Annotated in this window: 26 protein-coding genes; 14 read left to right on the forward strand and 12 right to left on the reverse strand. The window is 67.6% G+C overall.

Annotated features, from left to right (window positions below; all coding sequences use genetic code 11):
• Positions 1-62 precede the first annotated feature (62 nt).
• On the forward strand, positions 63-1,739 hold the full coding sequence (gene recN, locus AC1RB9_RS24945; RefSeq protein WP_003100507.1) for a DNA repair protein RecN: 1,677 nt from the start codon (positions 63-65) through the stop codon (positions 1,737-1,739).
• A 69-nt stretch (positions 1,740-1,808) separates the two neighbouring features.
• On the opposite strand, the gene fur is transcribed toward recN, so the two are convergent.
• Entirely contained in the window at positions 1,809-2,213 is a 405-nt protein-coding gene (gene fur / locus AC1RB9_RS24950) for a ferric iron uptake transcriptional regulator (protein WP_003095216.1), read from the reverse strand.
• 97 nt (positions 2,214-2,310) lie between these two features.
• Here fur and AC1RB9_RS24955 point away from each other — a divergent pair, with 97 nt between their 5' ends.
• Complete coding sequence (locus AC1RB9_RS24955) at positions 2,311-2,841, forward strand: outer membrane protein assembly factor BamE (RefSeq protein WP_003113904.1); 531 nt, start codon at positions 2,311-2,313, stop codon at positions 2,839-2,841.
• Between the two features lie 67 nt (positions 2,842-2,908).
• On the opposite strand, the gene AC1RB9_RS24960 is transcribed toward AC1RB9_RS24955, so the two are convergent.
• Positions 2,909-3,214 carry an RnfH family protein gene (locus AC1RB9_RS24960; RefSeq protein WP_003457175.1) on the reverse strand — a complete coding sequence of 102 codons (306 nt, stop codon included), beginning with the start codon at positions 3,212-3,214 and terminating at the stop codon, positions 2,909-2,911.
• Positions 3,207-3,641 carry a type II toxin-antitoxin system RatA family toxin gene (locus AC1RB9_RS24965; RefSeq protein ID WP_003100497.1) on the reverse strand — a complete coding sequence of 145 codons (435 nt, stop codon included), beginning with the start codon at positions 3,639-3,641 and terminating at the stop codon, positions 3,207-3,209. The genes AC1RB9_RS24960 and AC1RB9_RS24965 overlap by 8 nt, the downstream gene beginning before the upstream one ends.
• Before the next feature lie 275 nt (positions 3,642-3,916).
• Here AC1RB9_RS24965 and smpB point away from each other — a divergent pair, with 275 nt between their 5' ends.
• Complete coding sequence (gene smpB, locus AC1RB9_RS24970) at positions 3,917-4,396, forward strand: SsrA-binding protein SmpB (RefSeq protein WP_003100496.1); 480 nt, start codon at positions 3,917-3,919, stop codon at positions 4,394-4,396.
• A gap of 22 nt (positions 4,397-4,418) precedes the next feature.
• Here the strand turns inward: smpB and AC1RB9_RS24975 are convergent, their stop codons facing one another.
• Positions 4,419-5,192 (reverse strand): FCD domain-containing protein, encoded by a 774-nt coding sequence (locus tag AC1RB9_RS24975; RefSeq protein ID WP_003095221.1) that lies wholly within the window; start codon positions 5,190-5,192, stop codon positions 4,419-4,421.
• A gap of 328 nt (positions 5,193-5,520) precedes the next feature.
• Between AC1RB9_RS24975 and AC1RB9_RS24980 the strand changes: the two genes are divergently transcribed.
• From AC1RB9_RS24980 to cueR, 9 genes are all read left to right on the forward strand, one after another.
• The gene (locus AC1RB9_RS24980) at positions 5,521-7,203 is read left to right on the forward strand and encodes a lactate permease LctP family transporter (protein ID WP_003457179.1); all 1,683 of its coding nucleotides are present in this window, start codon (positions 5,521-5,523) and stop codon (positions 7,201-7,203) included.
• Between the two features lie 154 nt (positions 7,204-7,357).
• Positions 7,358-8,503 (forward strand): FMN-dependent L-lactate dehydrogenase LldD, encoded by a 1,146-nt coding sequence (lldD, locus tag AC1RB9_RS24985; protein ID WP_003100494.1) that lies wholly within the window; start codon positions 7,358-7,360, stop codon positions 8,501-8,503.
• Positions 8,504-8,569: 66 nt separating this feature from the next.
• Complete coding sequence (locus AC1RB9_RS24990; RefSeq protein ID WP_003457182.1) at positions 8,570-11,386, forward strand: FAD-binding and (Fe-S)-binding domain-containing protein; 2,817 nt, start codon at positions 8,570-8,572, stop codon at positions 11,384-11,386.
• Between the two features lie 428 nt (positions 11,387-11,814).
• A complete protein-coding gene (gene speD / locus AC1RB9_RS24995; protein ID WP_003095236.1) occupies positions 11,815-12,297 on the forward strand; it encodes an adenosylmethionine decarboxylase in 483 nt (160 codons plus the stop codon).
• The gene (locus AC1RB9_RS25000) at positions 12,297-13,424 is read left to right on the forward strand and encodes a fused MFS/spermidine synthase (RefSeq protein WP_003457185.1); all 1,128 of its coding nucleotides are present in this window, start codon (positions 12,297-12,299) and stop codon (positions 13,422-13,424) included. The genes speD and AC1RB9_RS25000 overlap by 1 nt, the downstream gene beginning before the upstream one ends.
• Before the next feature lie 2 nt (positions 13,425-13,426).
• Positions 13,427-14,287: an RMD1 family protein gene (locus AC1RB9_RS25005; RefSeq protein WP_003102235.1), complete on the forward strand. Its 861-nt coding sequence runs from the start codon at positions 13,427-13,429 to the stop codon at positions 14,285-14,287.
• A 12-nt stretch (positions 14,288-14,299) separates the two neighbouring features.
• Positions 14,300-14,965 carry a two-component system response regulator PrmA gene (gene pmrA, locus AC1RB9_RS25010; RefSeq protein ID WP_003095244.1) on the forward strand — a complete coding sequence of 222 codons (666 nt, stop codon included), beginning with the start codon at positions 14,300-14,302 and terminating at the stop codon, positions 14,963-14,965.
• Positions 14,966-14,988: 23 nt separating this feature from the next.
• Positions 14,989-16,422: a two-component system sensor histidine kinase PmrB gene (gene pmrB / locus AC1RB9_RS25015; protein ID WP_003457189.1), complete on the forward strand. Its 1,434-nt coding sequence runs from the start codon at positions 14,989-14,991 to the stop codon at positions 16,420-16,422.
• 63 nt (positions 16,423-16,485) lie between these two features.
• Positions 16,486-16,884 carry a Cu(I)-responsive transcriptional regulator gene (cueR, locus tag AC1RB9_RS25020; protein ID WP_003095248.1) on the forward strand — a complete coding sequence of 133 codons (399 nt, stop codon included), beginning with the start codon at positions 16,486-16,488 and terminating at the stop codon, positions 16,882-16,884.
• On the opposite strand, the gene AC1RB9_RS25025 is transcribed toward cueR, so the two are convergent.
• The 6 genes from AC1RB9_RS25025 to yedA form a co-directional block, all read right to left on the reverse strand.
• Entirely contained in the window at positions 16,853-17,419 is a 567-nt protein-coding gene (locus tag AC1RB9_RS25025; RefSeq protein WP_003112922.1) for a nucleotidyltransferase family protein, read from the reverse strand. The two genes, cueR and AC1RB9_RS25025, sit on opposite strands and share 32 nt — an antisense overlap.
• Positions 17,416-18,309, reverse strand: coding sequence for an EamA family transporter (locus AC1RB9_RS25030; protein ID WP_003102239.1), 894 nt, complete (start codon positions 18,307-18,309; stop codon positions 17,416-17,418). The genes AC1RB9_RS25025 and AC1RB9_RS25030 overlap by 4 nt, the downstream gene beginning before the upstream one ends.
• A gap of 89 nt (positions 18,310-18,398) precedes the next feature.
• On the reverse strand, positions 18,399-19,292 hold the full coding sequence (locus AC1RB9_RS25035) for a PA4780 family RIO1-like protein kinase (RefSeq protein WP_003095255.1): 894 nt from the start codon (positions 19,290-19,292) through the stop codon (positions 18,399-18,401).
• Between the two features lie 123 nt (positions 19,293-19,415).
• Positions 19,416-20,597: a cyclic di-GMP phosphodiesterase gene (locus tag AC1RB9_RS25040; protein WP_003102241.1), complete on the reverse strand. Its 1,182-nt coding sequence runs from the start codon at positions 20,595-20,597 to the stop codon at positions 19,416-19,418.
• Positions 20,598-20,704: 107 nt separating this feature from the next.
• On the reverse strand, positions 20,705-20,950 hold the full coding sequence (locus AC1RB9_RS25045) for a hypothetical protein (protein WP_003102243.1): 246 nt from the start codon (positions 20,948-20,950) through the stop codon (positions 20,705-20,707).
• Positions 20,951-20,983: 33 nt separating this feature from the next.
• Entirely contained in the window at positions 20,984-21,874 is an 891-nt protein-coding gene (yedA, locus tag AC1RB9_RS25050) for a drug/metabolite exporter YedA (RefSeq protein ID WP_003161350.1), read from the reverse strand.
• 154 nt (positions 21,875-22,028) lie between these two features.
• Here yedA and AC1RB9_RS25055 point away from each other — a divergent pair, with 154 nt between their 5' ends.
• Complete coding sequence (locus AC1RB9_RS25055; RefSeq protein WP_003095262.1) at positions 22,029-22,496, forward strand: Lrp/AsnC family transcriptional regulator; 468 nt, start codon at positions 22,029-22,031, stop codon at positions 22,494-22,496.
• A 322-nt stretch (positions 22,497-22,818) separates the two neighbouring features.
• Here the strand turns inward: AC1RB9_RS25055 and AC1RB9_RS25060 are convergent, their stop codons facing one another.
• Positions 22,819-24,096 carry an acetyl-CoA C-acetyltransferase gene (locus AC1RB9_RS25060; RefSeq protein ID WP_003102247.1) on the reverse strand — a complete coding sequence of 426 codons (1,278 nt, stop codon included), beginning with the start codon at positions 24,094-24,096 and terminating at the stop codon, positions 22,819-22,821.
• A gap of 254 nt (positions 24,097-24,350) precedes the next feature.
• On the opposite strand from AC1RB9_RS25060, the gene AC1RB9_RS25065 reads away from it, so the two are divergent.
• Positions 24,351-25,706 carry a 3-oxoacyl-ACP reductase gene (locus AC1RB9_RS25065; RefSeq protein ID WP_003112919.1) on the forward strand — a complete coding sequence of 452 codons (1,356 nt, stop codon included), beginning with the start codon at positions 24,351-24,353 and terminating at the stop codon, positions 25,704-25,706.
• A 76-nt stretch (positions 25,707-25,782) separates the two neighbouring features.
• On the opposite strand, the gene AC1RB9_RS25070 is transcribed toward AC1RB9_RS25065, so the two are convergent.
• Positions 25,783-26,784: an AraC family transcriptional regulator gene (locus AC1RB9_RS25070; RefSeq protein WP_003095270.1), complete on the reverse strand. Its 1,002-nt coding sequence runs from the start codon at positions 26,782-26,784 to the stop codon at positions 25,783-25,785.
• Positions 26,785-26,956 lie beyond the last annotated feature (172 nt).

The following is a 26,956-nucleotide window of genomic DNA, read 5'->3' on the forward strand; positions in this document are numbered from 1 at the left end:
CAATTGCCAGCCGGAAAAAATACTGTATAAATAACCAGACAAAACCCACGGAGCCGCCCGCCATGCTGGTTCACCTGTCCGTTCACAACTACGCCATCGTCGAGCACCTGGATCTCGAACTCGCTACCGGCATGAGCGTGATCACCGGCGAAACCGGTGCGGGCAAGTCGATCATGCTCGACGCCCTCGGCCTTACCCTCGGCGACCGCGCCGACAGCGGCGCGGTCCGTCCCGGAGCGGACAAGGCCGACATTCTCGCCAGCTTCGACGTCAGCGCCATCGCCGAGGCCCGCGACTGGCTCGCCGAGCGCGACCTGGAACAGGACGGTCCGTGCATCCTGCGCCGGGTGATCACTGCCGAAGGTCGCTCGCGTGCCTACATCAACGGCACGCCTTGCCCGCTGGGCGACCTGAAGAGCCTGGGCGAACTGCTGATCGACATCCATAGCCAGCACGAGCACCAGTCGCTGCTGAAGAGCGAGACCCACCGGCGCCTGCTCGACGAGTACGCCGGCTGCCAGGAGCTGGCGCGCCAGGTGCAGCTCGCCGCGCAACGCTGGAAGCAGACCAGCCAGGAACTCGAACGCCTGTCGCGTAGCGGCGACGAACAGCGCGCCCGCCACCAGTTGCTCAGCTACCAGCTGGAAGAACTGGAAAACCTGTCCCTCGGCGAAAACGAACTGGAAAGCCTGGAGCAGGAGCAGAAGACCCTGAGCAACGCCGAAAGCCTGCTCGCCGCCTGCCGCCAAGTCGTGGAAATGTGCAGCGAGAGCGATGCCGGCAACGTCCTTTCCGCGCTCAATGCCAGCCTCAACCGCCTGACCTCGTTCAGCGGCCAGCCCGCCGCTCTCGGCGAAGCGGTCAACCTGTTGTCCAGCGCGCAGATCCAGGTCGAGGAGGCGATCGGCGAACTGAACCGCTTCGTCGACCACTTCGATGCCGATCCCAATCGCCAGCAGCAGGTCGAGGAGCGCCTGGACGTCATTTACTCCCTGGCGCGCAAGCACCGGGTCCAGCCCGCCGAACTGGCCGACCTGCAGCAGCGCCTGTTCGACGAACTGGAGGCGCTGAACGCCGACGACGAAGCGGTCGGACGCCTGGGCGACGAGCTGGCCGCCTACGCCCGGCATTACCAGGAAAAAGCCGAAGAACTGAGCCGCCTGCGCCAGGCCGCGGCCGCACCTCTTGCCGCCAGCGTGGAGCAGGAGATGCAGCGCCTGGGCATGCCCGGGGGGCGCTTCGCCATCGTCCTGCATCCCGGCGACAGCGCCGAGCCGCAGGCCAACGGACTGGAAAGCGTGGAGTTCCTGGTCAGCGCCAACCCCGGGCAGCCGCTGAAAGGGCTGGCCAAGGTCGCCTCGGGCGGCGAACTGTCGCGGATCAGCCTGGCGATCCAGGTGATCACGGCACAGACCTCGCGCATCCCCACCCTGGTCTTCGACGAAGTCGACGTCGGCATCGGCGGCCCCACCGCCGAAGTGGTCGGACAGTTGCTGCGCCGCCTCGGCGAACGCGGCCAGGTCCTCACCGTGACCCACTTGCCGCAGGTCGCCGCCCAGGGCCACCAGCACCTGTTCGTGCACAAGGAACGCGGCAGCAGCGAAACCCGTACGGCGGTCGCCACCCTGAACAAGGCCCAGCGGATCGAGGAGATCGCCCGCATGCTCGGCGGCGTCGACCTGACCAAGGAATCCCTGGCCCACGCGAAGAAACTGGTCAACCTGGCCGCCCAGAACTGAACGTTCCTTCAATGGAAAATGAAAACGGCGACCCCAGGGTCGCCGTTTTCGCATGGAACCGTTGCGCGACTACTTCTTCTTGCGCACGTAGAGCACCAGATTGTGATCGACCAGCTCGAAGCCGCGCTCGCGGACGATTTCCTTCTGGCGCTTCTCGATTTCCGCATCCATGAACTCGATCACCTCGCCGGTATCGACGCAGACCATGTGGTCGTGGTGGCCGCTATCGGCGAGCTCGAACACGGCATGGCCGCCATCGAAGTTGTGACGCACCACCAGGCCGGCGGCCTCGAACTGGGTCAGCACCCGATAGACGGTTGCCAGGCCCACGTCCTCGCCTGCTTCCATCAGCGCCTTGTACACGTCTTCGGCGCTCATGTGGCGTTGCTCGGCCGAGTCGAGCATCTGCAGGATCTTGACCCGCGGCAGGGTCACTTTAAGGCCGGCTTTTCGAAGTTCGCTATTTTCAACCATGTCTGCTTTCTCAGCGCGGGATGTTTCGCAGTATCCCGGAATACGGGTATGATCGGGCTTTTATTTGCCCAGCCAAGATAGTGGAAGTCGCTCACCGATGCAAAACGCCAAGCTCATGCTGACCTGTCTCGCTTTCGCGGGGCTTGCCGCACTCGCCGGTTGCTCGTTTCCTGGCGTCTATAAAATCGACATCCAGCAAGGCAACGTCGTAACGCAGGACATGATAGACCAGTTGCGTCCCGGAATGACCCGACGCCAAGTGCGGTTTATCATGGGCAACCCGCTCATCGTCGATACCTTCCACGCCAATCGTTGGGACTACCTCTACAGCATCCAGCCGGGCGGCGGTCGTCGCCAGCAGGAGCGCGTCAGCCTGTTCTTCAACGACAGCGACCAGCTGGCCGGCCTGAACGGCGACTTCATGCCCGGCGTCAGCCGCGACGAAGCGATCCTCGGCAAGGAAGGCAGCACCACCGTCACCCAGCCGGCCGACCAGCAGAAACCGGAAGCGCAGAAAGAAGAGCCGCCGAAACCGGGCTCCACCCTGGAACAGCTCCAGCGCGAAGTGGACGAAGCCCAGCCGGTACCGGTCCCGACCCCCGAACCTCTGGACCCCAGCCCGCAATGACGGCTGGCGTTCCACGAAAAAGCCCGGCATTCGCCGGGCTTTTTCATTTCCGCAGGAAACCCCGCGGCTAACCGCCTTCGCGCTCGCTCCGGGCACGTGCGGCACGCTGCTTGCGCACCTCCTTGGGATCGGCGATCAGCGGACGGTAGATCTCCACCCGCTCGCCAGCCTCCAGCATCCGCTCCTCCGGGCGTGCCAGGAGCTTGCCGAAGATACCCAGCGGACAACCTTGCACATCCAGCCCTGGAAACGCCTCGGCGATGCCGGAGAGCAGCACGGCCTCGCGTGCGCTGGTACCTGCCGGCACGCTCAGGCGCAGTAACGCCTGTCGCTCCGGCAGCGCGTAGACCACCTCGACGGCGATCTCAGCCATAGAGTTGCTTGGCGCGCTGGCAGAACGCGTCGACCATGGTGTTGGCGGCCTGGGTGAACAGCGGCCCGAGGGTCGCCTTGACCAGCGGCCCGGCGTAATCGAAGGTCAGGTCGAGGGTGATCTTGCAGGCCTTCTCGCCCAGCGCCTTGAACTGCCAGACGCCATGCAGTTCGGTGAACGGTCCGTTTTCCAGGTTCATCTCGATGGAAGCTCCCGGCACCAACACGTTGCGGGTGGTGAAGCGCTGGCTGAGGCTACCCTTGGCCACGGTCAGCTCGGCGCGCATCAGGCTTTCGCTCTCCTCCAGGACCTGGCTGGCCGAACACCAGGGCAGGAACTCCGGATAGCGCTTCACGTCGTTCACCAGATCGAACAGCGCGCGGGCGGGATAAGGCAACAGCGCCGAACGCTGGATATGGGTGCTCATAGAACTCTCACTTCTGCTGTCGAGCGGGCGACTCCCCAAGCATAGCCGGCGGGACGGCGGCATCCGCCACGGCGGCGCGCTGCGCCCGTCGACCGGGGCCAGGGTTCGGCAGAAAAAACGCTCAGCGCAGCCTGACGCCACTTGAAGACTTTTCTTACAAAACCTTGGCCAGCGGCCAGGAAAAGAGTGGGCATTGTCCGAAATTCGCCTCTATCCCTCAAGCGCGACGCCGCCCCATAGCGGTGAAGCCGGCGACTCCCTATAATGCGCCGCCTATGGCTAAGCAGAAGAAACACCCTTCGGGGACCATCGCGCAGAACAAGAAGGCTCTGCACGACTATTTCATCGAACAACGCTTCGAGGCGGGCGTCGCCCTGGCGGGCTGGGAAGTGAAAAGCCTGCGCGCCGGCAAGGCCCAGCTGGTCGACAGCTACGTGCTGCTCAAGGATGGCGAGGCCTGGCTGCTCGGCAGCCACATCACGCCCCTGACCACCGCCAGCACGCACGTGATCGCCGACCCGGTGCGCACGCGCAAGCTGCTGCTGCACAAGCGCGAACTGGGCAAGCTGTTCGGCGCCGTGCAACAGAAGGGCTACGCCTGCGTCGCCCTGTCGATGTACTGGAAGAAGCACCTGGTCAAGTGCGAGATCGCCCTGGCCAAGGGCAAGAAGGACTTCGACAAGCGCCACACCGAGAAGGAGCGCGACTCCGATCGGGAGATCCAGCGCGCCATGCGCCACGGCAAGGACGACTGAGCGCGTCCCTGCCCGCGCCTCGCTAGTCTTCCTGCACGCTGCGCCGGCGCTGCGAGCGCTTCATCCTGCGCGCCTCTTCCTGGACCTCCGCCAGGACCTCCTGCACATAGTGGATGTGCTGGTTGGACACCTCCCGGGCCAGCTCCGCCTGACCGCTGATGATCGCGTCGTATAGGCGCTGGTGCTGCTCCATCAGTTGCGCGCGGGTTTCCGTGCGCTGCGCGTACATCCCGCCGATATTGGTCACCACGTTGCGCCGCAGCAAGTCGAACAGGCCCTTGATGGTGTGCAGCAGCACGGTGTTGTGGCTGGCCTCGGCGATCGCCAGGTGGAAGCGCGCGTCGGCGGCGCCCTCTTCCGCGCTGACCTGGTCGTTGCGCGCATAGCAGGCCTGGAGCGCCTCGAAGGCCTCGGTCAGGCGCTGGTGATCGAGGGAGGTCGCACGCAGCGCCGCGTAGTAGGCACAGGACCCTTCCAGCGTGTGGCGAAACTCCAGCAGGTCGCGCTGGGCCTCCGGGTTACCCTCCAGCAGGTGCAGCAGCGGATCGCTGAAAGTCGCGCCCAGCGATTCGGTCACATAGTTGCCGCCACCCTGGCGGCTGACCAGCAGCCCCTTCGCCACCAGTTTCTGGATCGCCTCGCGCAGCGACGGCCGGGAAACCCCGAACTGCTCGGCAAGCACGCGCTCGGCGGGCAGCCGCTCGCCGGACTTCAGCGTGCCCTCCAGGATCATCGCCTCCAGTTGCGCAACGATGTCATCCGACAGACGGCGCTGCCTGACCTGACCAAATTCCATATCCCGACACCCTTACCCGAAGTTTCGTCGCAAAGCCTCTGCCATGCGCCCAGCGCGAAAAAGAGAGGAAGCGTACCGAGCCGCTCCCCGCACCACAAGCGAGGCGCCACGAGCCCCGCACGAGCATCCTTAGACAAAAGTCGTAGACGGGCAAATTGACACGCCGAACGCTCGACTCTTAACCTGAGCGCTCGCTTTTGTAAATTGGTCTTACCAATTATGCGAGCTTTGCCAGGTTCGGCTGCCCAGCGCCCTTGCACACACAGGTCTTGGCGCGTATCCGATCTGGTCACAGGCAAACCCAACAACAATTAGGGAGCCAACCCCCATGCAAGCCTGGCAACAACTCTATACCCCCCTGGGCAGTCTCGGCCTGTCGGCCGCCGCGGCCGTCATCCCGATCGTGTTCTTCTTCCTCGCCCTGGCGGTATTCCGCCTCAAGGGCCACATCGCCGGCAGCATCACCCTGGCGCTGGCCATCGCGGTGGCCATCTTCGCCTTCCACATGCCCGCCGACATGGCCTTCGCCGCCGCCGGCTACGGCTTCCTCTACGGTCTCTGGCCGATCGCCTGGATCATCGTCGCCGCGGTCTTCCTCTACAAACTGACGGTGAAGAGCGGCCAGTTCGAGGTGATCCGCAGCTCGGTGCTGTCGATTACCGGCGACCAGCGCCTGCAGGTACTGCTGATCGGCTTCTCCTTCGGCGCCTTCCTCGAAGGCGCCGCCGGTTTCGGCGCGCCGGTGGCGATCACCGCCGCCCTGCTCGTCGGCCTCGGCTTCAATCCGCTCTACGCCGCCGGCCTGTGCCTGATCGCCAACACTGCGCCGGTGGCCTTCGGCGCACTGGGCATCCCGATCATCGTCGCCGGCCAGGTGACCGGCATCGACGCCTTCAAGATCGGCGCCATGACCGGCCGCCAACTGCCGTTCCTGTCGATCCTGGTACCGTTCTGGCTGGTGTTCATGATGGACGGCTGGCGCGGCATCCGCGAAACCTGGCCGGCCGCCATCGTCGCCGGCGGCAGCTTCGCCATCACCCAGTACCTGACGTCCAACTTCATCGGCCCGGAGTTGCCGGACATCACCTCGGCACTGGTCAGCCTGGTCTCCCTGACCCTGTTCCTCAAGGTCTGGCAGCCGCAGGGCGCCAGCGAAGCGCTCGCCGCAGGCGGCGGCGCGGCCGTGGCCGGTGGCGGCTACGGCGGGCAACGCAGCGTCGAACCGTCCGCCTACAGCTTCGGCGAGATCCTCAAGGCCTGGTCGCCGTTCCTGGTGCTCACCGTACTGGTGACCATCTGGACCCTGAAACCTTTCAAGGCCCTGTTCGCCCCGGGCGGCGAGCTCTACTGGCTGGTGTTCAACTTCGCCATCCCGCACCTCGACCAACTGGTGGTCAAGGGCGCGCCGATCGCCACCAGCGCCACGCCGATCGCCGCGGTATTCAAGTTCGACCCGATCTCCGCCACCGGCACGGCGATCTTCCTCTCGGCGCTGGTATCGATGTTCATCCTGCGCATCGGAGCGAAAATTGGTATTACCACTTTCAAGGAAGTCTTGGTGGAGCTGAAGTGGCCGATCCTGTCCATCGGCATGGTCCTGGCCTTCGCCTTCGTCACCAACTACTCGGGCATGTCCACCACCCTGGCCCTGGTCCTGGCCGGTACCGGCGCGGCGTTCCCGTTCTTCTCGCCGTTCCTCGGCTGGCTGGGGGTATTCCTGACCGGTTCGGATACATCCTCCAACGCCCTGTTCAGCTCCCTGCAGTCGACCACCGCGCACCAGATCGGGGTCAGCGACACCCTGCTGGTGGCCGCCAATACCAGCGGCGGCGTGACCGGCAAGATGATCTCCCCGCAATCCATCGCCGTGGCCTGCGCCGCGACCGGGATGGTCGGCAAGGAATCCGACCTGTTCCGCTTCACCCTGAAGCACAGCCTGATCTTCGCCGCGCTGGTCGGACTGATCACCCTGGCCCAGGCATACCTATTCACCGGCATGCTGGTGCACTGACCGCGCCCTGATCGGCCGCGCGTCGGCGATACTGCGCAGGAAATGGCCCGGGGAGGCTCGCCTACGATCGTAGGCCCGGCTCCCTTGGCCATTTCCGCCGTGTCCCGCTCCACTGCGCTCGATGCAAAACCTTTCGACACAACGGAAGAGCCCAATGATCATTTCCGCTTCCACCGACTACCGCGCCGCCGCCCAACGCAAGCTGCCGCCGTTCCTCTTCCACTACATCGACGGCGGCGCCTACGCCGAGTACACCCTGCGCCGCAACGTCGAGGACCTGTCGGCCATCGCCCTGCGTCAGCGGGTGCTGAAGAACATGTCCGAGCTGAGCCTGGAAACCCGCCTGTTCGACGAGACCCTGGCGATGCCGGTGGCGCTCGCCCCGGTCGGTCTCACCGGCATGTACGCCCGCCGCGGCGAGGTCCAGGCGGCGCGCGCGGCGGCGGCGAAGGGCGTGCCCTTCACCCTGTCGACGGTATCGGTGTGCCCGATCGAGGAGGTCGCCCCGGCCATCGACCGGCCGATGTGGTTCCAGCTCTACGTGCTGAAGGACCGCGGCTTCATGCGCAACGCCCTGGAGCGGGCCAAGGCCGCCGGCGTCACCACCCTGGTGTTCACCGTCGACATGCCGGTCCCCGGCGCCCGCTACCGCGACGCCCATTCCGGCATGAGCGGCCCCTACGCCGCGCCGCGCCGCATCCTGCAAGCCATGACCCACCCGGCCTGGGCCTGGGACGTCGGCCTGCTGGGCAAGCCCCACGACCTCGGCAACATTTCCGCCTACCGCGGCAACCCGACCGGACTGGAGGACTACATCGGCTGGCTGGGCGCCAACTTCGACCCGTCGATTTCCTGGAAGGACCTGGAGTGGATCCGCGAGTTCTGGGACGGCCCGATGGTGATCAAGGGCATCCTCGACCCGGAGGATGCCAGGGATGCGGTGAAGTTCGGCGCCGACGGCATCGTCGTCTCCAACCACGGCGGGCGCCAGCTCGACGGCGTGCTGTCCAGCGCCCGCGCGCTGCCGGCGATAGCCGATGCGGTGAAGGGCGAACTGGCGATCCTTGCCGACTCCGGCATCCGCACCGGTCTCGACGTGGTGCGGATGATCGCCCTCGGCGCCGACAGCGTGCTGCTCGGCCGCGCCTTCGTCTACGCCCTGGCCGCCGCCGGCGAGGCCGGGGTGCGCAACCTGCTCGAACTGATCGAAAAGGAAATGCGCGTGGCCATGGTCCTCACCGGGGCCAAGTCGATCGGCGAGATCAGCGCCGACTCGCTGGTCCGCGAACTGGGCGCCTGAGACGCCCACCAGAAAAGCCTGAAAACGCCCGGGGCGTGACCGTCGTCCCAGGGCCGAGGAAAGCCGATGAGCCTGCCGATTCCCTTTCTCGAGACCGTCGAGCGGCTGATACCGCGCGAACGCCGCTTCGACGACCCGCTGTCGACCCTGGCCTTCGGCACCGACGCCAGTTTCTACCGGTTGATTCCCAAGCTGGTGCTGCGCGTCGAAAGCGAGGACGAGGTCGCCGCGATCCTATCCGCCGCCTACCGCGAGCAGGTCCCGGTGACCTTCCGCGCCGCCGGCACCAGCCTCTCCGGCCAGGCCATCAGCGACTCGGTGCTGCTCGTCCTCGGCGACAACTGGAACGGCCGGGAAATCCGCGCCGACGGCGCGCAGATCCGCCTGCAGCCGGGTGTCATCGGCGCCCAGGCGAACGCCTGGCTAGCGCCGTTCGGCCGCAAGATCGGTCCCGACCCGGCCTCGATCAACGCCTGCAAGATCGGCGGCATCGTCGCCAACAACGCCAGCGGCATGTGCTGCGGCACCGCGCAGAACAGCTACCACACCCTCGCCGGCCTGCGCCTGCTGCTGGCCGACGGCACCCGTCTGGACAGCGAGGACCCGGCCAGCGTCGCGGCCTTCCGCGCCAGCCACGGCGAGCTGCTGGAACGGCTCGCCGAACTCGGCCGCGAGACCCGCGCCAACGCCGAACTGGCCGCGAAGATCCGCCACAAGTACCGGCTGAAGAACACCACCGGCCTGTCGCTGAACGCGCTGGTCGACTACGACGAGCCGCTGGACATCCTCACCCACCTGATGGTCGGCTCCGAGGGCACCCTCGGCTTCATCAGCGCGGTGACCTACGACACCGTCCCGGAACACCCGCACAAGGCCTCGGCGCTGCTGGTTTTCCCCACGGTGGAAACCTGCTGCACGGCGGTCGCGGTGCTCAAGCGCCAGCCGGTCTCGGCGGTGGAACTGCTCGATCGGCGCAGCCTGCGCTCGGTGGAGAACATGCAGGGCATGCCGGAATGGGTGAAGAGTCTTTCCGCCGGTGCCTGCGCCCTGCTCATCGAGTCCCGCGCGGCGAGCCGCACGCTGCTGCACGAACAGCTCGGGCGGATCATGGCCTCCATCGCCGAATATCCGCTGGAGAAGCAGGTCGACTTCAGCGAAGACCCGGCGGTCTACAACCAGCTCTGGCGCATCCGCAAGGACACCTTCCCGGCTGTCGGCGCGGTGCGCGAGACCGGCACCACGGTGATTATCGAGGACGTCACCTTCCCCGTCGAACGACTGGCCGAGGGAGTCAACCGCCTGATCGAGCTGTTCGACAAGCACCGCTACGATGAGGCGATCCTCTTCGGCCACGCGCTGGAGGGCAACCTGCACTTCGTCTTCACCCAGGGCTTCGACTCGCCCGAGCAGATCGCCCGCTACTCGGCGTTCATGGACGACGTGGCGCACCTGGTGGCGGTGGAGTACGGCGGCTCGCTGAAGGCCGAGCATGGCACCGGGCGCAACATGGCGCCGTTCGTCGAGCTGGAGTGGGGCGAGGACGCCTATCGCTTGATGTGGCAGCTCAAGCGCCTGCTCGACCCGCGCGGCATCCTCAACCCGGGTGTGGTCCTCAGCGACGACCCACAGAGCCACCTGAAGAACCTCAAGCCGCTGCCGGCTGCCGACGAGATCGTCGACAAGTGCATCGAGTGCGGTTTCTGCGAACCAGTCTGCCCGTCGCGCGGACTGACCCTCACGCCACGCCAGCGCATCGTCCTGTGGCGCGACATCCAGGCGAAGAAGCGCGCCGGCCTCGACACCACGGCGCTGGAGCGCGACTACCGCTACCAGGGCATCGACACCTGCGCCGCCACCGGCCTATGCGCCCAGCGCTGTCCTGTGAACATCAACACCGGCGAGCTGATCCGCAAGCTGCGCGGCGCCGACGCCCGCCACGCCGAAGGCGCCACCTGGCTGGCGCGCAACTTTGCCGGAGCCATGCGTGCTGCGCGCTTCGCCCTGCTCGCTGCCGACGGCGCCCGGCGCCTGCTTGGCGCGCCCCTGCTGGCCAGGGCCAGCCGCGGCCTCAGCCAGGCCAGCGGCGGCCGCGTGCCGCAATGGACGCCGGCGCTGCCGCAGCCGGTACGCCTGGCGCCGCCGACCGCCCCGCTCGACGACGAGCGGCCGAGGGTGGTCTATCTCGCCGCCTGCGTCTCGCGTGCCATGGGCCCGGCCTTCGGCGACGAAGAGCGCGAGCCGCTGCTGGACAAGACCCGCCGTCTACTGGAAAAGGCCGGCTACCAGGTGGTGTTCCCGGATAACCTGGACAACCTCTGCTGCGGCCAGCCGTTCGCGTCCAAGGGGTATGCGAAGCAGGCCGACGACAAGCGCGACGAGCTGCTCGCCGCCCTGCTCCAGGCCAGCCGCGGCGGCCTCGACCCGATCTACTGCGACACCAGTCCCTGCACCCTGCGCCTGGTCCAGGGTCTGGACGATCCGCGGCTGCAGATCCACGACCCGGTGAAATTCATCCGCAGTCACCTGCTCGATCGCCTGGAGTTCATCCCGCAGGACAAACCGGTAGCGGTGCACGTCACCTGCAGCACCCAGCACCTCGGCGAGAGCCAGGCGCTGATCGACCTGGTCGGCCGCTGCACCCGCAAGGTGGTGATCCCGGAAGGCATCCACTGCTGCGGCTTCGCCGGCGACAAGGGCTTCACCACGCCGGAACTGAACGCTCACTCCCTGCGCAGCCTGAAGGATGCCGTGCAGTTCTGCGAGGAAGGCGTATCCACCAGCCGTACCTGCGAGATCGGCCTCAGCGAGCACGGCGGGATCGACTACCGCGGGGTGGTCTACCTGGTGGACCGGGTGACGCAGGCGAAGGGCGCGCCTCGGTAGGGCGAATAACCACTCGCGGTTATCCGCCGGGCCATGCTCCGCAGAAGCAGCGGATAGCGCCGCTGGCGCTATTCGCCCTACCTCACGACTCCCACCGGTAGGGCGAATAACCGCTCGCGGTCATCCGCCGGGCCATGCTCCACAAAAGAGGCGGATAGCGCCGCTGGCGCTATTCGCCCTACGTCACGACTCTCACCGGTAGGGCGAATAACCGCTCGCGGTTATCCGCCGGGCCATGCTCCGCAGAAGCGGCGGATAGCGCCGCTGGCGCTGTTCGCCCTACGTCAGGCGAAATGGCTGCTCCGGCGTCGTCGGCCCGCGCCGGGTCGCGCAAAAAATCCGTCGTTAAGCACCTCTTAAGTCAGCCGCGCCTATCGTGCCTTCCACCGCGAGGACATCCCTCGCCGAAACGGAAGCAGGAGGCCTTCATGGCAATTCAACCGTTGCGACTCGATCCGATCACCGTGCTCGGCAAGCAACTGGTCATCGAGCTGTTCGACTGCGTCGACCAGCGCTTCGACGATATCCAGTGGATCGAGGAAAGCATGCTCGAGGCCGCCCGCCAGGCCAACGCCACCATCATCACCTCGGCGTTCCACAAGTTCAGCCCGATCGGCATCTCCGGCGTGGTGGTGATCGCCGAATCGCACCTGGCGATCCATACCTGGCCGGAGTACGGCTATGCCGCGGTCGACGTGTTCACCTGCGGCGACGTGCTCGATGGCGCCCAGGCCGTGCGCGTGCTCAGCGAACGCCTGGGCAGCCGTCGGCACCTGATCTCGAGCATGGACCGCGGCCTCGGCGGCCATCGCCTGGGGCTGCTCAGCCGCAGCCTGGCCGGCAATGGCCCGGTCGACGAAGACAGCCCGACCCTGCGCTGGGCGCTGGGCCAGGGCACGGGGGTGGCCTGATGGATACGCCGATCGAACGCGCCCCGCTGGCTCCCGACCTGAGCCAGACCCGTTACGCCGTCGACCTCACCGGCCTGGTGCCGGCGGAGGTCGCCGCCGGGCTGCCGCCGCTGCCGCCGAACCACTTCTATTTCTATCCGCCGGACCCGCTGCTGGAAGGCGACGGCGCGATCACCGCGATCGAGGACAGCGACCCCTTCGACCAGTACGTCTACCGCCTGCGCCGGGTGCTCTACCAGGGCCGCACGCGCTGGCAGAACGTGCTGATCGCCGACACCTACAACTACGACCGCGTGCTGATGCTCGACGGCGCGATCCAGAGCGCCGAGAGCGATGAGTCGCTGTACCACGAGCTGCTGGTGCAGCCGGCCATGCTCGCCCACGACGAGCCGCGCGACGTACTGATCATCGGCGGCGGCGAAGGCGCCACCCTGCGCGAGGTGCTGTCCCATGCCAGCGTGCGGCGGGCGGTGATGGTCGATCTCGACCGGGAGTTGGTGGAACTGTGTCGCGAACACCTGTTCCAGTGGCACCAGGGCGCCTTCGACGACCCACGCTGCGAACTGCTCGCCGAGGACGGCCGGGCCTATCTCGAGCGCGACCCGTCGCTCTATGACGTGGTCATCATCGACGTCGTCGACATGCTCGACAACGGCCCGGCCCAGGCTCTCTATACCCGCCAGTTCTACGAGCTGCTGCATTCGCGCCTGCGACCGGGCGGGGTGGTCGCGGTGCAGGGGCTGGAGTTCTCCCACAGCGACGACAAGCCCCACGCGGCCCTCGCCCGCACCCTGCGCAGTGTCTTCTCCCAGGTCCACAGCTACCGCGCCACGGTGCCCTCGTTCCTCTCCTCCTGGGGCTTCCTGCTGGCTTCCGACTGGCTCGACACGAACCACTGGCAGGCCGAGGACATCGACCGACGCATCGAACGCAAGCTCGGCCCGCTGTGGCTCGACCACCTCGACGGCGACTACCTCAAGGCCTGCTTCGTGATGGACCGGGAAACCCGCTTCCTGCTCGCCCAACCGGGACCGGTACTGGAAGACGGCGTACCCTTCGTCGCACCGCCGGATATCGAGGAGATCGAGTTCGGCCCGGCACAATTGCCGGCCCTGGCGAGGACCTGAAGATGTCCGCCGCTCCCCTGGCCAGCGTACCGCTGGCCGTCAACGGCGCGCCCTGCCTGCTGCACCGGGTACGCTTCCGCTCCGCCGCGGACGGCGGCGGCCTGCCGCTACTGGCCACCCTGCGCGATCCGCAGCCGGCGCTGGCCGTCCTGGCGCAACGCATCGAGCTGAGCGAAGACGCGGAACTGCCGGAGACCGCCGTCGACGACGAGCTGCTGGTGATCTTCGCCAACGCCGGGCTACAGACCGGGCACGCCTGGCGCCAGCGCCTGGAAGCCTGGATGGCCGCCGGCGAGGACGAGCGCCAGCCGACCCTGGAAGCGCCCTCGTTCGGCGAGCGGGTGCTGTGGCGCCCCGGCCGCGCGCTGGTCATCGGCAACCCCGAGCGCTGCCGGGAGCTGCTCGAAGGCCTGGCCGTCTTCGCCTGGCACGAAGGTCACCTGCGCCGCCTGGAAGGCGAGACCGCGGCGGCCTGGGAACCGGCCCAGGCCGATGTCGAACTGACCCAGCTACCGCGCCGTGCCGCCCTGCGGCGCCAGGAACATGTGAACCGGCAGGTGCGACGCACTACACTCTGGCGCATGGCCTATGCCCGCCTGGAGTCGCACCTGGAGAAGCCGCCGCTGCAACTGAACGGCGCTGTGCGCCGGCTCTACAACGAACTGGCCATGCAGGCCGAAGTGCACGATCGCCTGGCGACCCTGGACGACCGCATCGAAGTGCTGCAGGACCTCTACGAACTGGCCGCCGACCGCCTCGGCGAATACCGCTACTTCCGGGGCGAACTGCGGGTCGAATGGCTGATCGTCGCCATCCTCCTGCTGGAGGCCGGCCTGAGCCTGTGGGAATTGTGGAATCACTGAAACGAGGCTGCCATGAGAATACTGCTGGCCGAGGACGACCTGCTGCTCGGCGACGGCATCCGCGCCGGGCTGCGCCTGGAAGGCGATACCGTGGAATGGGTGACCGACGGCGTGGCCGCGGAGAACGCGCTGGTCACCGACGAGTTCGACCTGCTGGTGCTCGACATCGGACTGCCGCGCCGCAGCGGCCTGGACATCCTGCGTAACCTGCGCCACCAGGGCCGGCTCACCCCGGTGCTGCTGCTCACCGCGCGGGACAAGGTGGCCGACCGGGTCGCCGGGCTCGACAGCGGTGCCGACGACTACCTGACCAAGCCCTTCGATCTCGACGAACTGCAGGCACGGGTGCGCGCCCTGACCCGCCGCACCACCGGTCGCGCCCTGCCGCAACTGGTGCACGGCGAGCTGCGCCTGGACCCGGCGACCCACCAGGTGACCCTGTCCGGGCAGGCGGTGGAACTGGCGCCGCGCGAATACGCACTGCTGCGCCTGCTGCTGGAGAACAGCGGCAAGGTGCTCTCGCGCAACCAACTGGAGCAGAGCCTCTACGGCTGGAGCGGCGACGTCGAGAGCAACGCCATCGAAGTCCACGTCCACCACCTGCGGCGCAAGCTCGGCAACCAGTTGATCCGCACCGTCCGCGGCATCGGCTACGGCATCGACCAGCCGGCGCCCTGAAAACCGCCTACCGGAGTCCCCCGATGTCCCGTGCCGCCGTCCCCTCCGTCCGCCGGCGCCTGCTGGTCAACCTGCTGGTCGGCTTCGTGCTGTGCTGGCTGAGCGTGGCGGCGCTGACCTACCACCTCTCGCTGAAGCAGGTGAACCGCCTGTTCGACGACGACATGGTGGACTTCGGCGAAGCCGCCCTGCGCCTGCTCGACCTTGCCACCGAAGACCAGGCCAGCGAGGACGGCTCGATCACCGAGATCATCGAACGCAGCCGCGAGGCGATCCAGGGCCTGCCCCTGCTGCGCCGCGAAAGCGCCCTCGGCTACGCCCTGTGGCGCGACGGCCAGCCGCTGCTGTCGAGCCTCAACCTGCCGCCGGAGATCACGGCCCAGGGCCCCGGCTTCAGCACCGTGGAAGCCCAGGGCACCCACTGGCGGGTGCTCCAGCTGAATATCGACGGCTTCCAGATCTGGATCAGCGAAAACCTGATCTACCGCCAGCACACCATGAACCTGCTGCTGTTCTACTCGCTGTTCCCGCTGCTGCTGGCGCTGCCGTTGCTCGGCGGCCTGGTCTGGTTCGGCGTTGCCCGCGGCCTGGCGCCGCTACGCGAAGTGCAGGCCGAGGTCCAGCAGCGCTCCGCGCGACACCTGCAGCCGATCGCGGTGGAGGCGGTGCCGCTGGAGATCCGCGGCCTCATCGACGAACTCAACCTCCTGCTGGAGCGCCTGCGCACCGCCCTCGAGGCCGAACGCCGACTGACCAGCGACGCCGCCCATGAAATCCGCACGCCACTGGCCAGCCTGCGCACCCATGCCCAGGTCGCGCTGCGTTCGGAAGACCCCAAGGCCCACGCCCGCGGCCTGCTGCAAGTCAGTCGCAGCGTCGAGCGGATCAGCACCTTGATGGAGCAGATCCTGCTCCTCGCCCGCCTCGACGGCGACGCCCTGCTGGAGCAATTCCACCCGGTCAACCTCGCCACCCTGGCCGAAGACGTACTCTCCGAACTGGCGCGCCAGGCCATCGACAAGGACATCGAGCTGTCGTTGCACCAGGAGACCGTGCACGTGATGGGCATCGACCTGTGGCTGAAGGCGATGGTCGGCAACCTGGTGGGCAACGCCCTGCGCTACACACCGGCCGGGGGCCAGGTCGAGATCCGCGTCGAGAATCGCGCCCAGCACGCCGTGCTGCGGGTGCGCGACAACGGCCCCGGGGTCGCCCTGGAAGAGCAGCAGGCGATCTTCACCCGCTTCTACCGCAGCCCCGCCACCAGCAGCGGCGAGGGCAGCGGCCTGGGCCTGCCGATCGTCAAGCGCATCGTCGAACTGCACTTCGGCAGTATCGGCCTGGGCAAGGGACTGGAGGGCAAAGGGCTGGAAGTGCAGGTGTTCCTGCCGAAGACCCAGCCGGACGCGACGCGGCCGCCGGCCAGAGGTCCGGACAGCGGGCGGTCACATATCTGATAGCCTGCGCATTGGCCGGGAAAGGGATAGGCTAGCGGCTTCGCAACCTCCCAGGAGACCCGGATGAACATCGGTGAAGCGGCGAAGAAAAGCGGACTGACGCCGAAGATGATCCGTTACTACGAGTCCATCGAGTTGCTCCGCCCAGCCGGACGCAGCGCCAGCGGCTACCGCCACTACAACGAGAACGACCTGCATACCCTGGCGTTCATCCGCCGTTCGCGGGACCTCGGTTTCTCCCTCGACGAAGTCGGCAAGCTGCTCACCCTCTGGCAGGATCGCCAGCGTGCCAGTGCCGACGTCAAGGCCCTGGCGGCGCAGCACGTGCGCGAGCTGAATCGCAAGATCGAGGAGCTCAGCACCCTGCGCGACACCCTGCAGGACCTGGTCGAGCACTGCCAGGGCGACCACCGCCCCGACTGCCCGATCCTCAAGGACCTGGCGTCTGGCTGCTGCCACTGATATCCAGCAGCGGCCAGCGCGCCGTCCAGTTCTTCTCCCGCAGGCGCCGCCGGTAGACCTCCGGCTTGCCGGCGAAATGCGCGGTGGGCCGCACCTTCAGCGCCAGCAGGTCGTCGACGCCCAGCGGTGCCAGTAGCTCCAGGCGTTCGCCGACGAGCCGCAGCGCCACCGCCGTGCACGTTTCCGCCCAGTGGCACAGCGCATCGGCGCAATCCCGGTAGGGCCGGTCGCCGTTGCGCAGGTGCATGCGCGCCTGGTTCTTCACCGACCAGGGTACCTCGCAGCGACGGCGCAACGCGGCCTCGAAGTCGGCGTCGGCCTGCGGGTCGAGGGCCCGCGGGGCGAAATGAAGTACGTCGATGTCCGCCAGCGGCGTGGCTTCGCCGTAGCCATGCAGATGGTCCCATACCGCGTTGCGCACGAAGCCGGCGCCGATCCAGGCGCCCTCCGGGCCGACCTCGCGCAGCACGCGGAGCAGATGCAGGCGCGAGGAATCGGCGGCGATCAGCGCGAGGATGTCTTCCGCCGTTTTCATCCCAACCGCCGCACCGGCCAGGCGAAGCGTCGCAGCAGGCTGGCCGGCAACAGGGTGATGGCCAGCCCGACGAACACCAGCGCGCAGGCCAGCAGGCTGTCCAGGTCGAGGCGTTCGCCGAGCAGCAGCCAGCCGGCGAGCATGCCCGACACCGGCACCGCCAGGGCGAACGGGGTCACCAGGCTGGCCGGGTAGTGGCGCAGGAGGAAACTCCAGATGGCGAAGCCCACCGTGGTCGCGCCGAAGGCGATGTAGAGCAGCGCGCCGAAGCCGCCCCAGCTCATGTTCAGCACTGCGCGCTCGATGGCTTGCGGACCTTCGAATAGATAGGAAAGCGCCAGCAGCGGCAACGGCGGGACCAGGCTGACCCAGCAGATCAGGCGCAGCATGTCGGTGGCCCCGGAACGCTTGGTGGCGATATTGGCGAAGGACCAGGCCAGCGCTGCGGCGACCACCAGCAGGAATGCCAGCAGGCTGTCTCCCAGCGGCCGTTCCAGGCCGATCAGGACCAGCCCCGCCGCCGCCAGCAGGAGGCCGAACAACCCGCGCGGCGTCGGCCGCTCGCCCAGCCACAGGGCGGCGATGAGGATGGTGAAGAATACCTGGCTCTGCAGCACCAGCGACGACAGCCCGGCCGGCATGCCTTGGGCCATACCGACGAACAGCAGGCCGAACTTGACCACCCCGAGGAGCACGCCGATCAGCAGGATGCGTCCGAACGGCGCCGGCATCGGCCCGCGCAGGACCAGCAGCGGCAGCGCCGCCAGGGCGAAGCGCAGGGCGCAGAACAGCAGCGGCGGGAAGTCGCCGAGGCCGACCTTGATCACGACGAAGTTCAGACCCCAGATCAGGGTCACCAGCAGGGCGAGCAGGATATGTGCAACAGGCATGGCGGCCTCCGGAAAACTTCAGGCCACGCTAGCAGTTGCGTGCGCAAGGGTCGCGATACAGTTGGCGGGAAAAAACATCCGCCAGCCGCTCACTGCAACCAGGGCGGCGGCGGTTCCTCGCGCTCGCCACGCGGCGCGTCGTCGGCCTGGCGCAGCGCCTGGCGACGCGCCTCCTCGCGCTGCGCGGCCTCGATCTCGCGGAGCACCGCGCGCACGTCGGCGGCCTCTTCGGCTTCGACGAAGGTGCCGCTGAGCGGGGTTTCCGCTGTCAGCTCGCCGGCTTCGTAGAGCGCCCACATTTCCTTGGCATAGCGGGTCTGCCTGAGTTCCGGGGCGAAGCGGCCGAAGTAGGCGGCCATGTTGCCGACGTCGCGTTCGAGCATGCTGAACGCATGGTTGTTGCCGGCCGCGTCGACCGCCTGCGGCAAGTCGATGATCACCGGGCCGTCCGGACCGAGCAGGACGTTGAACTCGGAGAGGTCGCCGTGCACCAGGCCGGCGCAGAGCATGGCGACGATCTGGCGGATCAGGAAAGCGTGGTGGCGCCGTGCCTCGTCGGGCTCCAGCGTCACGTCGTTGAGACGCGGCGCAGCATCGCCGTCGGCGTCCGCCACCAGTTCCATCAGCAACACGCCATCGAGGAAATCATAGGGCTTCGGCACCCGCACACCGGCCCCGGCGAGACGGAACAGGGCCGCCACTTCGGCATTCTGCCAGGCTTCCTCCTGTTCGCGGCGGCCATACTTCGAGCCCTTGGCCATGGCCCGCGCCTGGCGGCTGTTGCGGACCTTGCGGCCCTCCTGGTACTCGGCGGCCTGGCGGAAGCTGCGCTTGTTGGCTTCCTTGTAGACCTTGGCGCAACGCAGGCTGTCGCCGCAACGCACCACATAGACCGAGGCTTCCTTGCCGCTCATCAGCGGGCGCACGACCTCGTCGATCAGACCGTCTTCGATCAACGGTTCCAGGCGTCTGGGTGTCTTCATCGGTGCTACGCGGTTCCTCGGGGCCAATGTGTAAGGCAAAGGGTCTGACGTTATACGGCAAACGCCGTGCCGAGCACAGCCGGACGCGCCGGCTTTCCGCCGGACTGCGCACCGATCGGCGTACTAGGCCGGTGGCGCGGTGAGTTCGATGCTTTCCGCCACCGCCTGTTCCAGCCGCTGCATCTCCACGTCCAGCGCCTCGGCGCTGTCGGCGTAGCGCCGGGCAACCTCGGCGAAAGCGTCGGCCACGGCGACGAAGGCCTCCACCAGCCGTGGGTCGAATTCACTGCCGGCGCCGGCCTGGATCAGCAGCACCGCCTCGGCATGCGCCAGCGGCGGCCGGTAGGCGTGCCGGCTGGTCAGTTCATCGTAGCGGTCGGCCAGGGCGACGATCCGCGCCGCCAGGGGAATCCGCTCGCCCGCAAGGCCTTCCGGAAAGCCCCGGCCATCCCAGCGTTCGTGATGACTGTAGGCGATCTGCCGGGCGAAGCGGAGGAATCCGGAAGGCTGGCCGAGCCGCCGCTCGGCGCTGGCCAGGGCGTCGCGCCCGGCGCGGGTATGGCCCTGTAGCAGGGCGGTGTCGGCGGCGTCCAGTTGCCCGGGGTTGAGCAGGACCCGGTCGGGCACCGCGACCTTGCCGATGTCATGCAACAGCGCCGACTTGCTCAGCAGGTCGACAGCCTCCGGAGTCAGCTCGTCGGCGAACGCCCGCTGCGCCGCCAGGTGCTCGGCGAGCAGCCTGACATAGCGCTCGATACGCGGAAGATGGCGGCTGCGCGGGTTGTCGCGAAGATCGCCAAGGGTCGCCAGGGCTTCGATGACGGCGTCCTGCAACTGTTGCAGCTGGCGCGTGCGACGGCGCACTTCGAGTTCCAGGTATTCGCTCTTGTCGCGCAGGAAATCGGCATTGGCCTTCAATTGCAGATGGGTACGCACCCGCGCCAGGACGATCGGCGGGCTCACCGGCTTGCCCAGGTAATCCACCGCGCCCAGGGCCAGGCCCTGTTGCTCGTCGTCGCGATCGGCGCGGGCAGTGAGGAACATCAACGGGATGTCGCGGGTCAGCGGATCGGCCTTGAGCCGTCGGCAGACCTCGTAGCCGTCCATGCCCGGCATGTTCACATCGAGCAGGATCAGGTCCGGGCGCGGCTCTTCGACGGCCGCCCGCAGCCCGGCCGGGCCGCTGCCGGCGGTGCGCACGCGGTACTGCTCCTCGAGCAGCTCGCGCATCAGCAGCAGGTTGTCCGGGGTGTCGTCCACCACCAGCACGAGTTCCTGCTCGGGCCTGTCCAGCATGCTCTCCATCGCCCCTCCGGCCTTCGCTACGGGGCCGCCTGGCGGCGACCGTCACTCCGTATTGAAGACGCTGGAGACGACTTCTGCACGTCCGGTCAGGCGCCCGGGGCGACCGTTCAGGGCGTCAGGCGGAAACGCAGTGGCGAATCCTCGGCCTCGGCGCCGTTCTCGCTCTCGCCGAAGGCCCGGCGCTCGATGGGGTCCTGGCCGAAATACTCCTTGATCGGCGACTCGATGGCCTTGCCGCCGGGGCTCACGTGACTGGCGCAACCGCCAAGGAACACCAGGACCACACCGATGACCAGCGCTTTCATCTTCGTACCCCCGTCAGCCCGGCCCATCCGGGCGCTGCGCCGCAGCATGGCGCAGCCCGCCTTAGGGATCGCTTAAGGCATTCAGGCGGCGGCGCGGCTGGCGCGCCACTGGGGCAGGCCGATGAGCACCACGGCGCTGATGATCACCGCCATCGCCAGCCCCTCGATACCGCCGATCCGCTCGCCGGCGAACAGGGTGCCGAGCAACACCGCCACCGCCGGATTGACGTAGGCATAGCTGGTGGCCGCCGCCGGCCGTACGTTGCGCAGCAGGTACTGGTAGGCGCTGAAGGCGATGATCGAGCCGAACAGGATCAGGTACACCAGCGCCAGCCAGCCGCTGGTGCTCGGCCAATGCTCCAGGCGCTCGCCGCTGGCCAGGCTGCCGACCAGCAGCACCGCGCCGCCGACCAGCATTTCCGCGGCGCTGGCCATCGGTCCGGCCGGCAGCGACAGGCGCCGGCTCCACACCGAGCCGAAGGCCCAGGACGCGGCGGCGAACAGGATCAGGCCGGCGCCGGCAGGGCTGGCCTGGAGGTTCGAACCGAGGTTGAGCAGGACGATGCCGAACAGCCCGAGCACGATGCCGCCCCATTCCAGGGTGGTGTTGCGCTGGCCGAACAACTGGCTGAACAGCAGGGTGAACAGCGGCACCGTAGCCACCGCGAGGGCCGCCACCCCGGAAGACACGCCCCAGTGCTCGGCCACCGTCACCCCGCCGTTGCCGCAACTGAGCAGGAGGATTCCGACGACCCCCGCGCCGCGCCACTCGCGCCAGGTCGGCAACGGCGCGCCGCGCCAGCGCAACCAGGCGAACATCAGGCCGCCGGCGATGACGAAGCGCACCCCGGCCATCAGCATCGGAGGCCAGGACTCGACGCCGAAGCGGATCGCCAGGTAAGTGGAGCCCCAGATGAAGTACAGGGCGAAGAACGCACCGAAAAGCAACAGCGGAAGGCGACGGGCAGGCATGGAAAGCACTCGACAGGGCAGGCGGGAGAAAGACTTCATTTTATGAGGTCGCTACCCGCCGGTTAAGGCACAGCCGCTGGTTATCGGGACGTAACACTTTTCTTTCCATGGAAATCGGCCATGCTTTCCGTCGATTCGACAACCGGGATCCATCATGGACAAATACGACCGTGCGCTCCTCGCCGCCCTGATCGACAACGGCCGCCTGACCTTCGCCGAACTGGCCCGGCGCATCAACCTGTCGCCCCCGGCGGTGGCCGACCGGGTGGCCAAGCTGGAGGCCGAAGGGGTGATCACCGGCTACCACGCCTCGGTGAACCTGGCCAAGCTCGGCCTGCCCATCGAGTGCGTGATCGAACTGCGGATCACCGAGAAGGATTGCCAGTCGGTGCTCGACGAACTGGCCCGGATCCCCCAACTGACCCTCTGCCACCGGATCACCGGCGACGCCTGCGTGCTGATGAAGGCCGCCGTGGCTTCGATGCCGGAGCTGCAGGACCTGATCGACCGGCTGATGAAGTTCGGCATCAGCAAGACCTCGATGATCCTCTCCACCCCCTTCGCCGACCGCCAGCCGGCAAGCCTGCGGGGGCAGGACGGCAATGGCGGATGTGCGGCGTGAGCCCTGCGCCGGGGTTATCCGGCAGGCGTCGGGATCCGTACTTCATCGCCGCCACGAACCCGAACCGTAGGGCGCATAACGCCAACGGCGTTATCCGCCGCAGCGGCACTCCCGGCCGATAGCGGAGCCGCCCTCACCCCAACTCTCTCCCTGAAGAGAGAGGGGATTCTCCGTACAAGCGTCGAATTCGCTGTCTCCAACGCCGCCGACGAACCCGAACCGTAGGGCACCGGCAAAAAAAAGGCGGTCCCGTTCGCACGGCACCGCCCAAGTCACGGAGTTGCTTACATCGTCGAGCGACAAGGCCGCTCGCCTTATTGGATTACCGCTCGATGATCGCGGTCACACCCTGCCCACCGGCGGCGCAGATGGAAATCAGCCCGCGTCCCTGCTCCGCCAGCGAGAGCAGCTTGGCCAGGTTGGCGACGATCCGTCCTCCCGTGGCGGCGAACGGGTGGCCGGCGGCCAGCGAGCTGCCCTTGACGTTGAGCTTGCTGCGGTCGATGGAGCCCAGCGGCTGGTCGAGGCCGAGGCGGGTCTTGCAGTACTCGGGGTCTTCCCAGGCCTTCAGGGTGCAGAGCACCTGGGCGGCGAAGGCCTCGTGGATCTCGTAGTAGTCGAAGTCCTGCAGGCTCAGGCCGTTGCGTGCCAGCAGCCGCGGCACCGCGTAGACCGGCGCCATCAGCAGGCCCTCCTGGCGATCGACGAAGTTCACCGCCGCCGCCTCGCCGTCCTTGAAATAGGCCAGGATCGGCAGGCCGCGCGCCTTCGCCCACTCCTCGCTGGCCAGCAGTACCACCGAGGCGCCGTCGGTCAGCGGCGTCGAGTTGGCCGCCGTGAGGGTGCCGCGCGAACCGCGCTCGAACACCGGCTTGAGGGTGCCGATCTTCTCCAGGTCGATATCCGGGCGCAGGTTCTGGTCGCGGGTCAGGCCGCGGAATGGCGTCATCAAGTCGTTCTGCCAGCCCTCCTCATAGGCCGCGGCCAGCTTGTGGTGGCTCTCGAAGGCCAGCCTGTCCTGCTCGTCGCGGGGAATCTGCCAGGTCTGCGCCATCAGTTCGCAGGACTCCCCCATCGACAGCCCGGTGCGCGGCTCGCCGTTGCGCGGGATGGCCGGGACCACGTGGCGCGGGCGGATCTTCAGCAGGCTCTTGAGCTTGTCCAGGTTGCTCTTGCCGCGGTTGGCCTCGAGGAGAATCTTGCGCAGGCCCTCGTTGACCCCGATCGGCGCGTCGGAAGTGGTATCGACGCCGCCGGCGATGCCGCTGTCGATCTGCCCGAGGGCGATCTTGTTGGCCACCAGGATCGCCGCCTCCAGGCCGGTACCGCAGGCCTGCTGGATATCGTAGGCCGGGGTTTCCGGGGCCAGGCGCGAACCGAGCACGCATTCGCGGGTCAGGTTGAAGTCGCGCGAATGCTTCAGCACGGCGCCGGCCACCACCTCGCCAAGGCGCTCTCCGTGCAGGTTGTAGCGCTCCACCAGGCCTTCCAGGGCGGAAGTGAGCATCTCCTGGTTGCTCGCCGTGGCGTACACGGTGTTCGAGCGGGCGAAGGGAATACGGTTGCCGCCGACAATGGCGACCCGGCGCAGCTGGGTCATGGAAGAACTCCTTGCTGGAATCGTTTACGCCGAGCCGAGGCTCGACCCGTTAACTGAGCGGTCAGTGGCGCACAGGCTAACCTTAGCCGGTCGCGTCGCATTGGCCGCCCTGCCGTTATCCCGGTCAGCGCGGTCAATTGCGGCGAACAGGTGGCTGCGTAGAGTTGTCCACACTGTTACCCGCGTTCCCTCGGCATCGTTGGCCGGCGGAATCCACCTTCAGCCTTGGAGCCTTTCCACCGGGAGCCCGTTCCATGACCGATCGTTACATCGCCTTCGCCAACTCCCCCGTCGGCCGCCGCCTGGTTGGCGCCGTCGGCCTTCCCTCCCCGCTGCGCCTGGAGCGCTGGCAGGCCGGCCGGGTGCGGCCGGTGGACGGCCCGCTGGTGATCGGCGGGAGCGGCGCGCTGGCCGAGGCCGTGCTGCCCTTCGCCGGCAAGCTGACCGACGCGGTGTTCGCCGCCGTCGACGGACAGTTCGAGCTGCCGCGCTGGACCGCCGAGCACAGCCCGCGGGCCAAGGCGGTGCTGTTCGACGCCAGCGGCCTGACCCGCTTCGAGCAGTTGGTGGCGCTGCGCGACTTCTTCCAGCCGGTGCTCAAGGGCCTCGACAAGTGCCCGAAGGTGGTGGTCCTCGGACGCCCCCCCGAGTCTCTCAAGGACCCGGTCACCGCCAGCGTGCAACGCAGCCTGGAAGGTTTCACCCGCTCCCTGGGCAAGGAAATCCGTCGCGGCGGCAACGTGCAGTTGCTGTACGTTGGCAAGGGCGCCGAGGACCAACTGGAAGGCGCGCTGCGCTTCTTCCTCTCGCCGAAGAGCGCCTACGTCTCCGGCCAGGTGATCCGTCTTGCCGCCAACAGCGCCCAGGTCCACGACTGGAGCAAGCCGCTGGCCGGCCAGCGCGCACTGGTCACCGGCGCCGCCCGCGGCATTGGCGCGGCCATCGCGGAAACCCTGGCGCGCGACGGCGCGGAAGTGGTGCTGCTCGACGTGCCGCCGGCCAGGGAGGCCCTCGAAGGCCTCGCCGCGCGCCTCGGCGGCCGTGCCGTGGCCCTCGACATCTGCGCCGCGGACGCCGGGCAGCAACTGGTGGAGGCGCTGCCGGAGGGCGTCGATATCGTCGTGCACAACGCCGGGATCACTCGCGACAAGACCCTGGCGAAGATGAGCAGCGACTTCTGGAACTCGGTGATCAACGTCAACCTCAATGCCCCGCAGGTGCTGACCCAGGCCCTGCTCGACGGCGGCAAGCTGCATGACAACGGCCGGGTGGTGTTGCTGGCGTCGATCAGCGGCATCGCCGGCAACCTCGGGCAGAGCAACTACGCGGTGAGCAAGGCCGGCCTGATCGGCCTGGCCCAGGCCTGGGCGCCGGCGCTGGGCAAGCGCGGCATCACCATCAACGCGGTGGCGCCGGGCTTCATCGAGACGCAGATGACCGCCGCCATTCCGCTGACCATCCGCGAGGCCGGCCGGCGGATGAACTCCATGAGCCAGGGCGGCCTGCCGCAGGACGTCGCCGAAACGGTGGCCTGGTTCGCCCAGCCGTCGTCCGGCGCGGTCAGCGGCCAGGTGCTGAGGGTGTGCGGGCAGAGCCTGCTGGGGGCCTGAGGCGGCCCCTGACTCCCCGGCGACGGGCAGGCGCCCTGCACCAGGAAAACACCGGTAGCCCCCTTTCGGACAGGCCCTACCCGCGCCCCTGCTGCCCGCGCCGGCGGAACTCCACCGGCGTCTCGCCGACCCAGCGCTTGAACGCGCGATAGAAGGTGCTCGGCTCGGAAAACCCGGTGCGTTCGACGATCACTTCGATGCGCTCGTCGGTCTTCAGCAGCAGTTCCTTGGCCAGTCGGCAGCGGTAGTCGGTGACCAGATCGTTGAAGCGCACCCCGGCCATCGCCAGGCGTTCGCGCAGACGTCGGGCCGGCATGCCGAGGCGCGCGGCGACCTGCTCCAGGGTGGCGCCTCCGTCCACCAGCAACTCGCCGATCAGTTCGCGGACCTGGCGCACCAGGTCCAGGCGCTCCACCTCGGCCAGTTGCCGGCGCGCCAGCGACTCGTGCATGCGCAGCAGTTCCGGGGCGGCGTGGCGCGAGGGTTTGTCCAGCACCGCGGCATCGAATACCAGCGCGTAGCGCGGCATGCCGAGGATCGTCGGGCAGCCGTAGACCGCACGGTAGCGCTCCATCGGCGCGCCGGTTTCGTTCATCAGTTGCACTTCCAGCGGCTTGAACTCGCCCTCGGTGAGCGCGCCGAACAGGCGGATCACCGCGCCGGCGAGCATTTCCGGGAAGTGGCGGTTGATCGCCGGCGATTCGCCCAGCGACAGCACCGCGCGCTCGCCCTCCACCTCCAGTTGCGCCTGCAGGGTGTCGGACAGCAGGCGTACGTAGCGCAGGGAATGGCGCAGGCCGGCGCCGAAGGTATCGCTGGAGAGGAACAGGTATTCCAGGAGCAGGCCGTGGAACGCCGGCAGGTGCTCGGCCAGGTGCAGGCCGACATGCTCTTCGCCGCACTCGTCGGCGGCGGCCTTCCAGAACAGGTTCTGTGCGGAATGGGGGAAACGGCCGGCCGGCAGGCCACCCGGCGGCAGCCCGACACGGACCAGGACCCGGTCCGGATCGCAGCCGCTGGCGCGCAGGGCATCGATCACCGGGCGCATCAGCGCTACATCGTCGGTCAGATCACGCATGGTGTTTTTTCTAGTTATCCATGGGGCGGGCCCATCTTAGGCAGCTTTGCCATCCCCTCTCAAGGAGAGGCCATAGAAATAACCCATCCCGCATGACGGAAAAACCCTCAGATCGACTAGCCGCCGGCGTGGTCGAAAATCTCGATGCAGACGCATCCCGGAGCCGATTGAC

The sequence above is a fragment of the Pseudomonas sp. 20-5 genome, assembly GCF_056782835.1.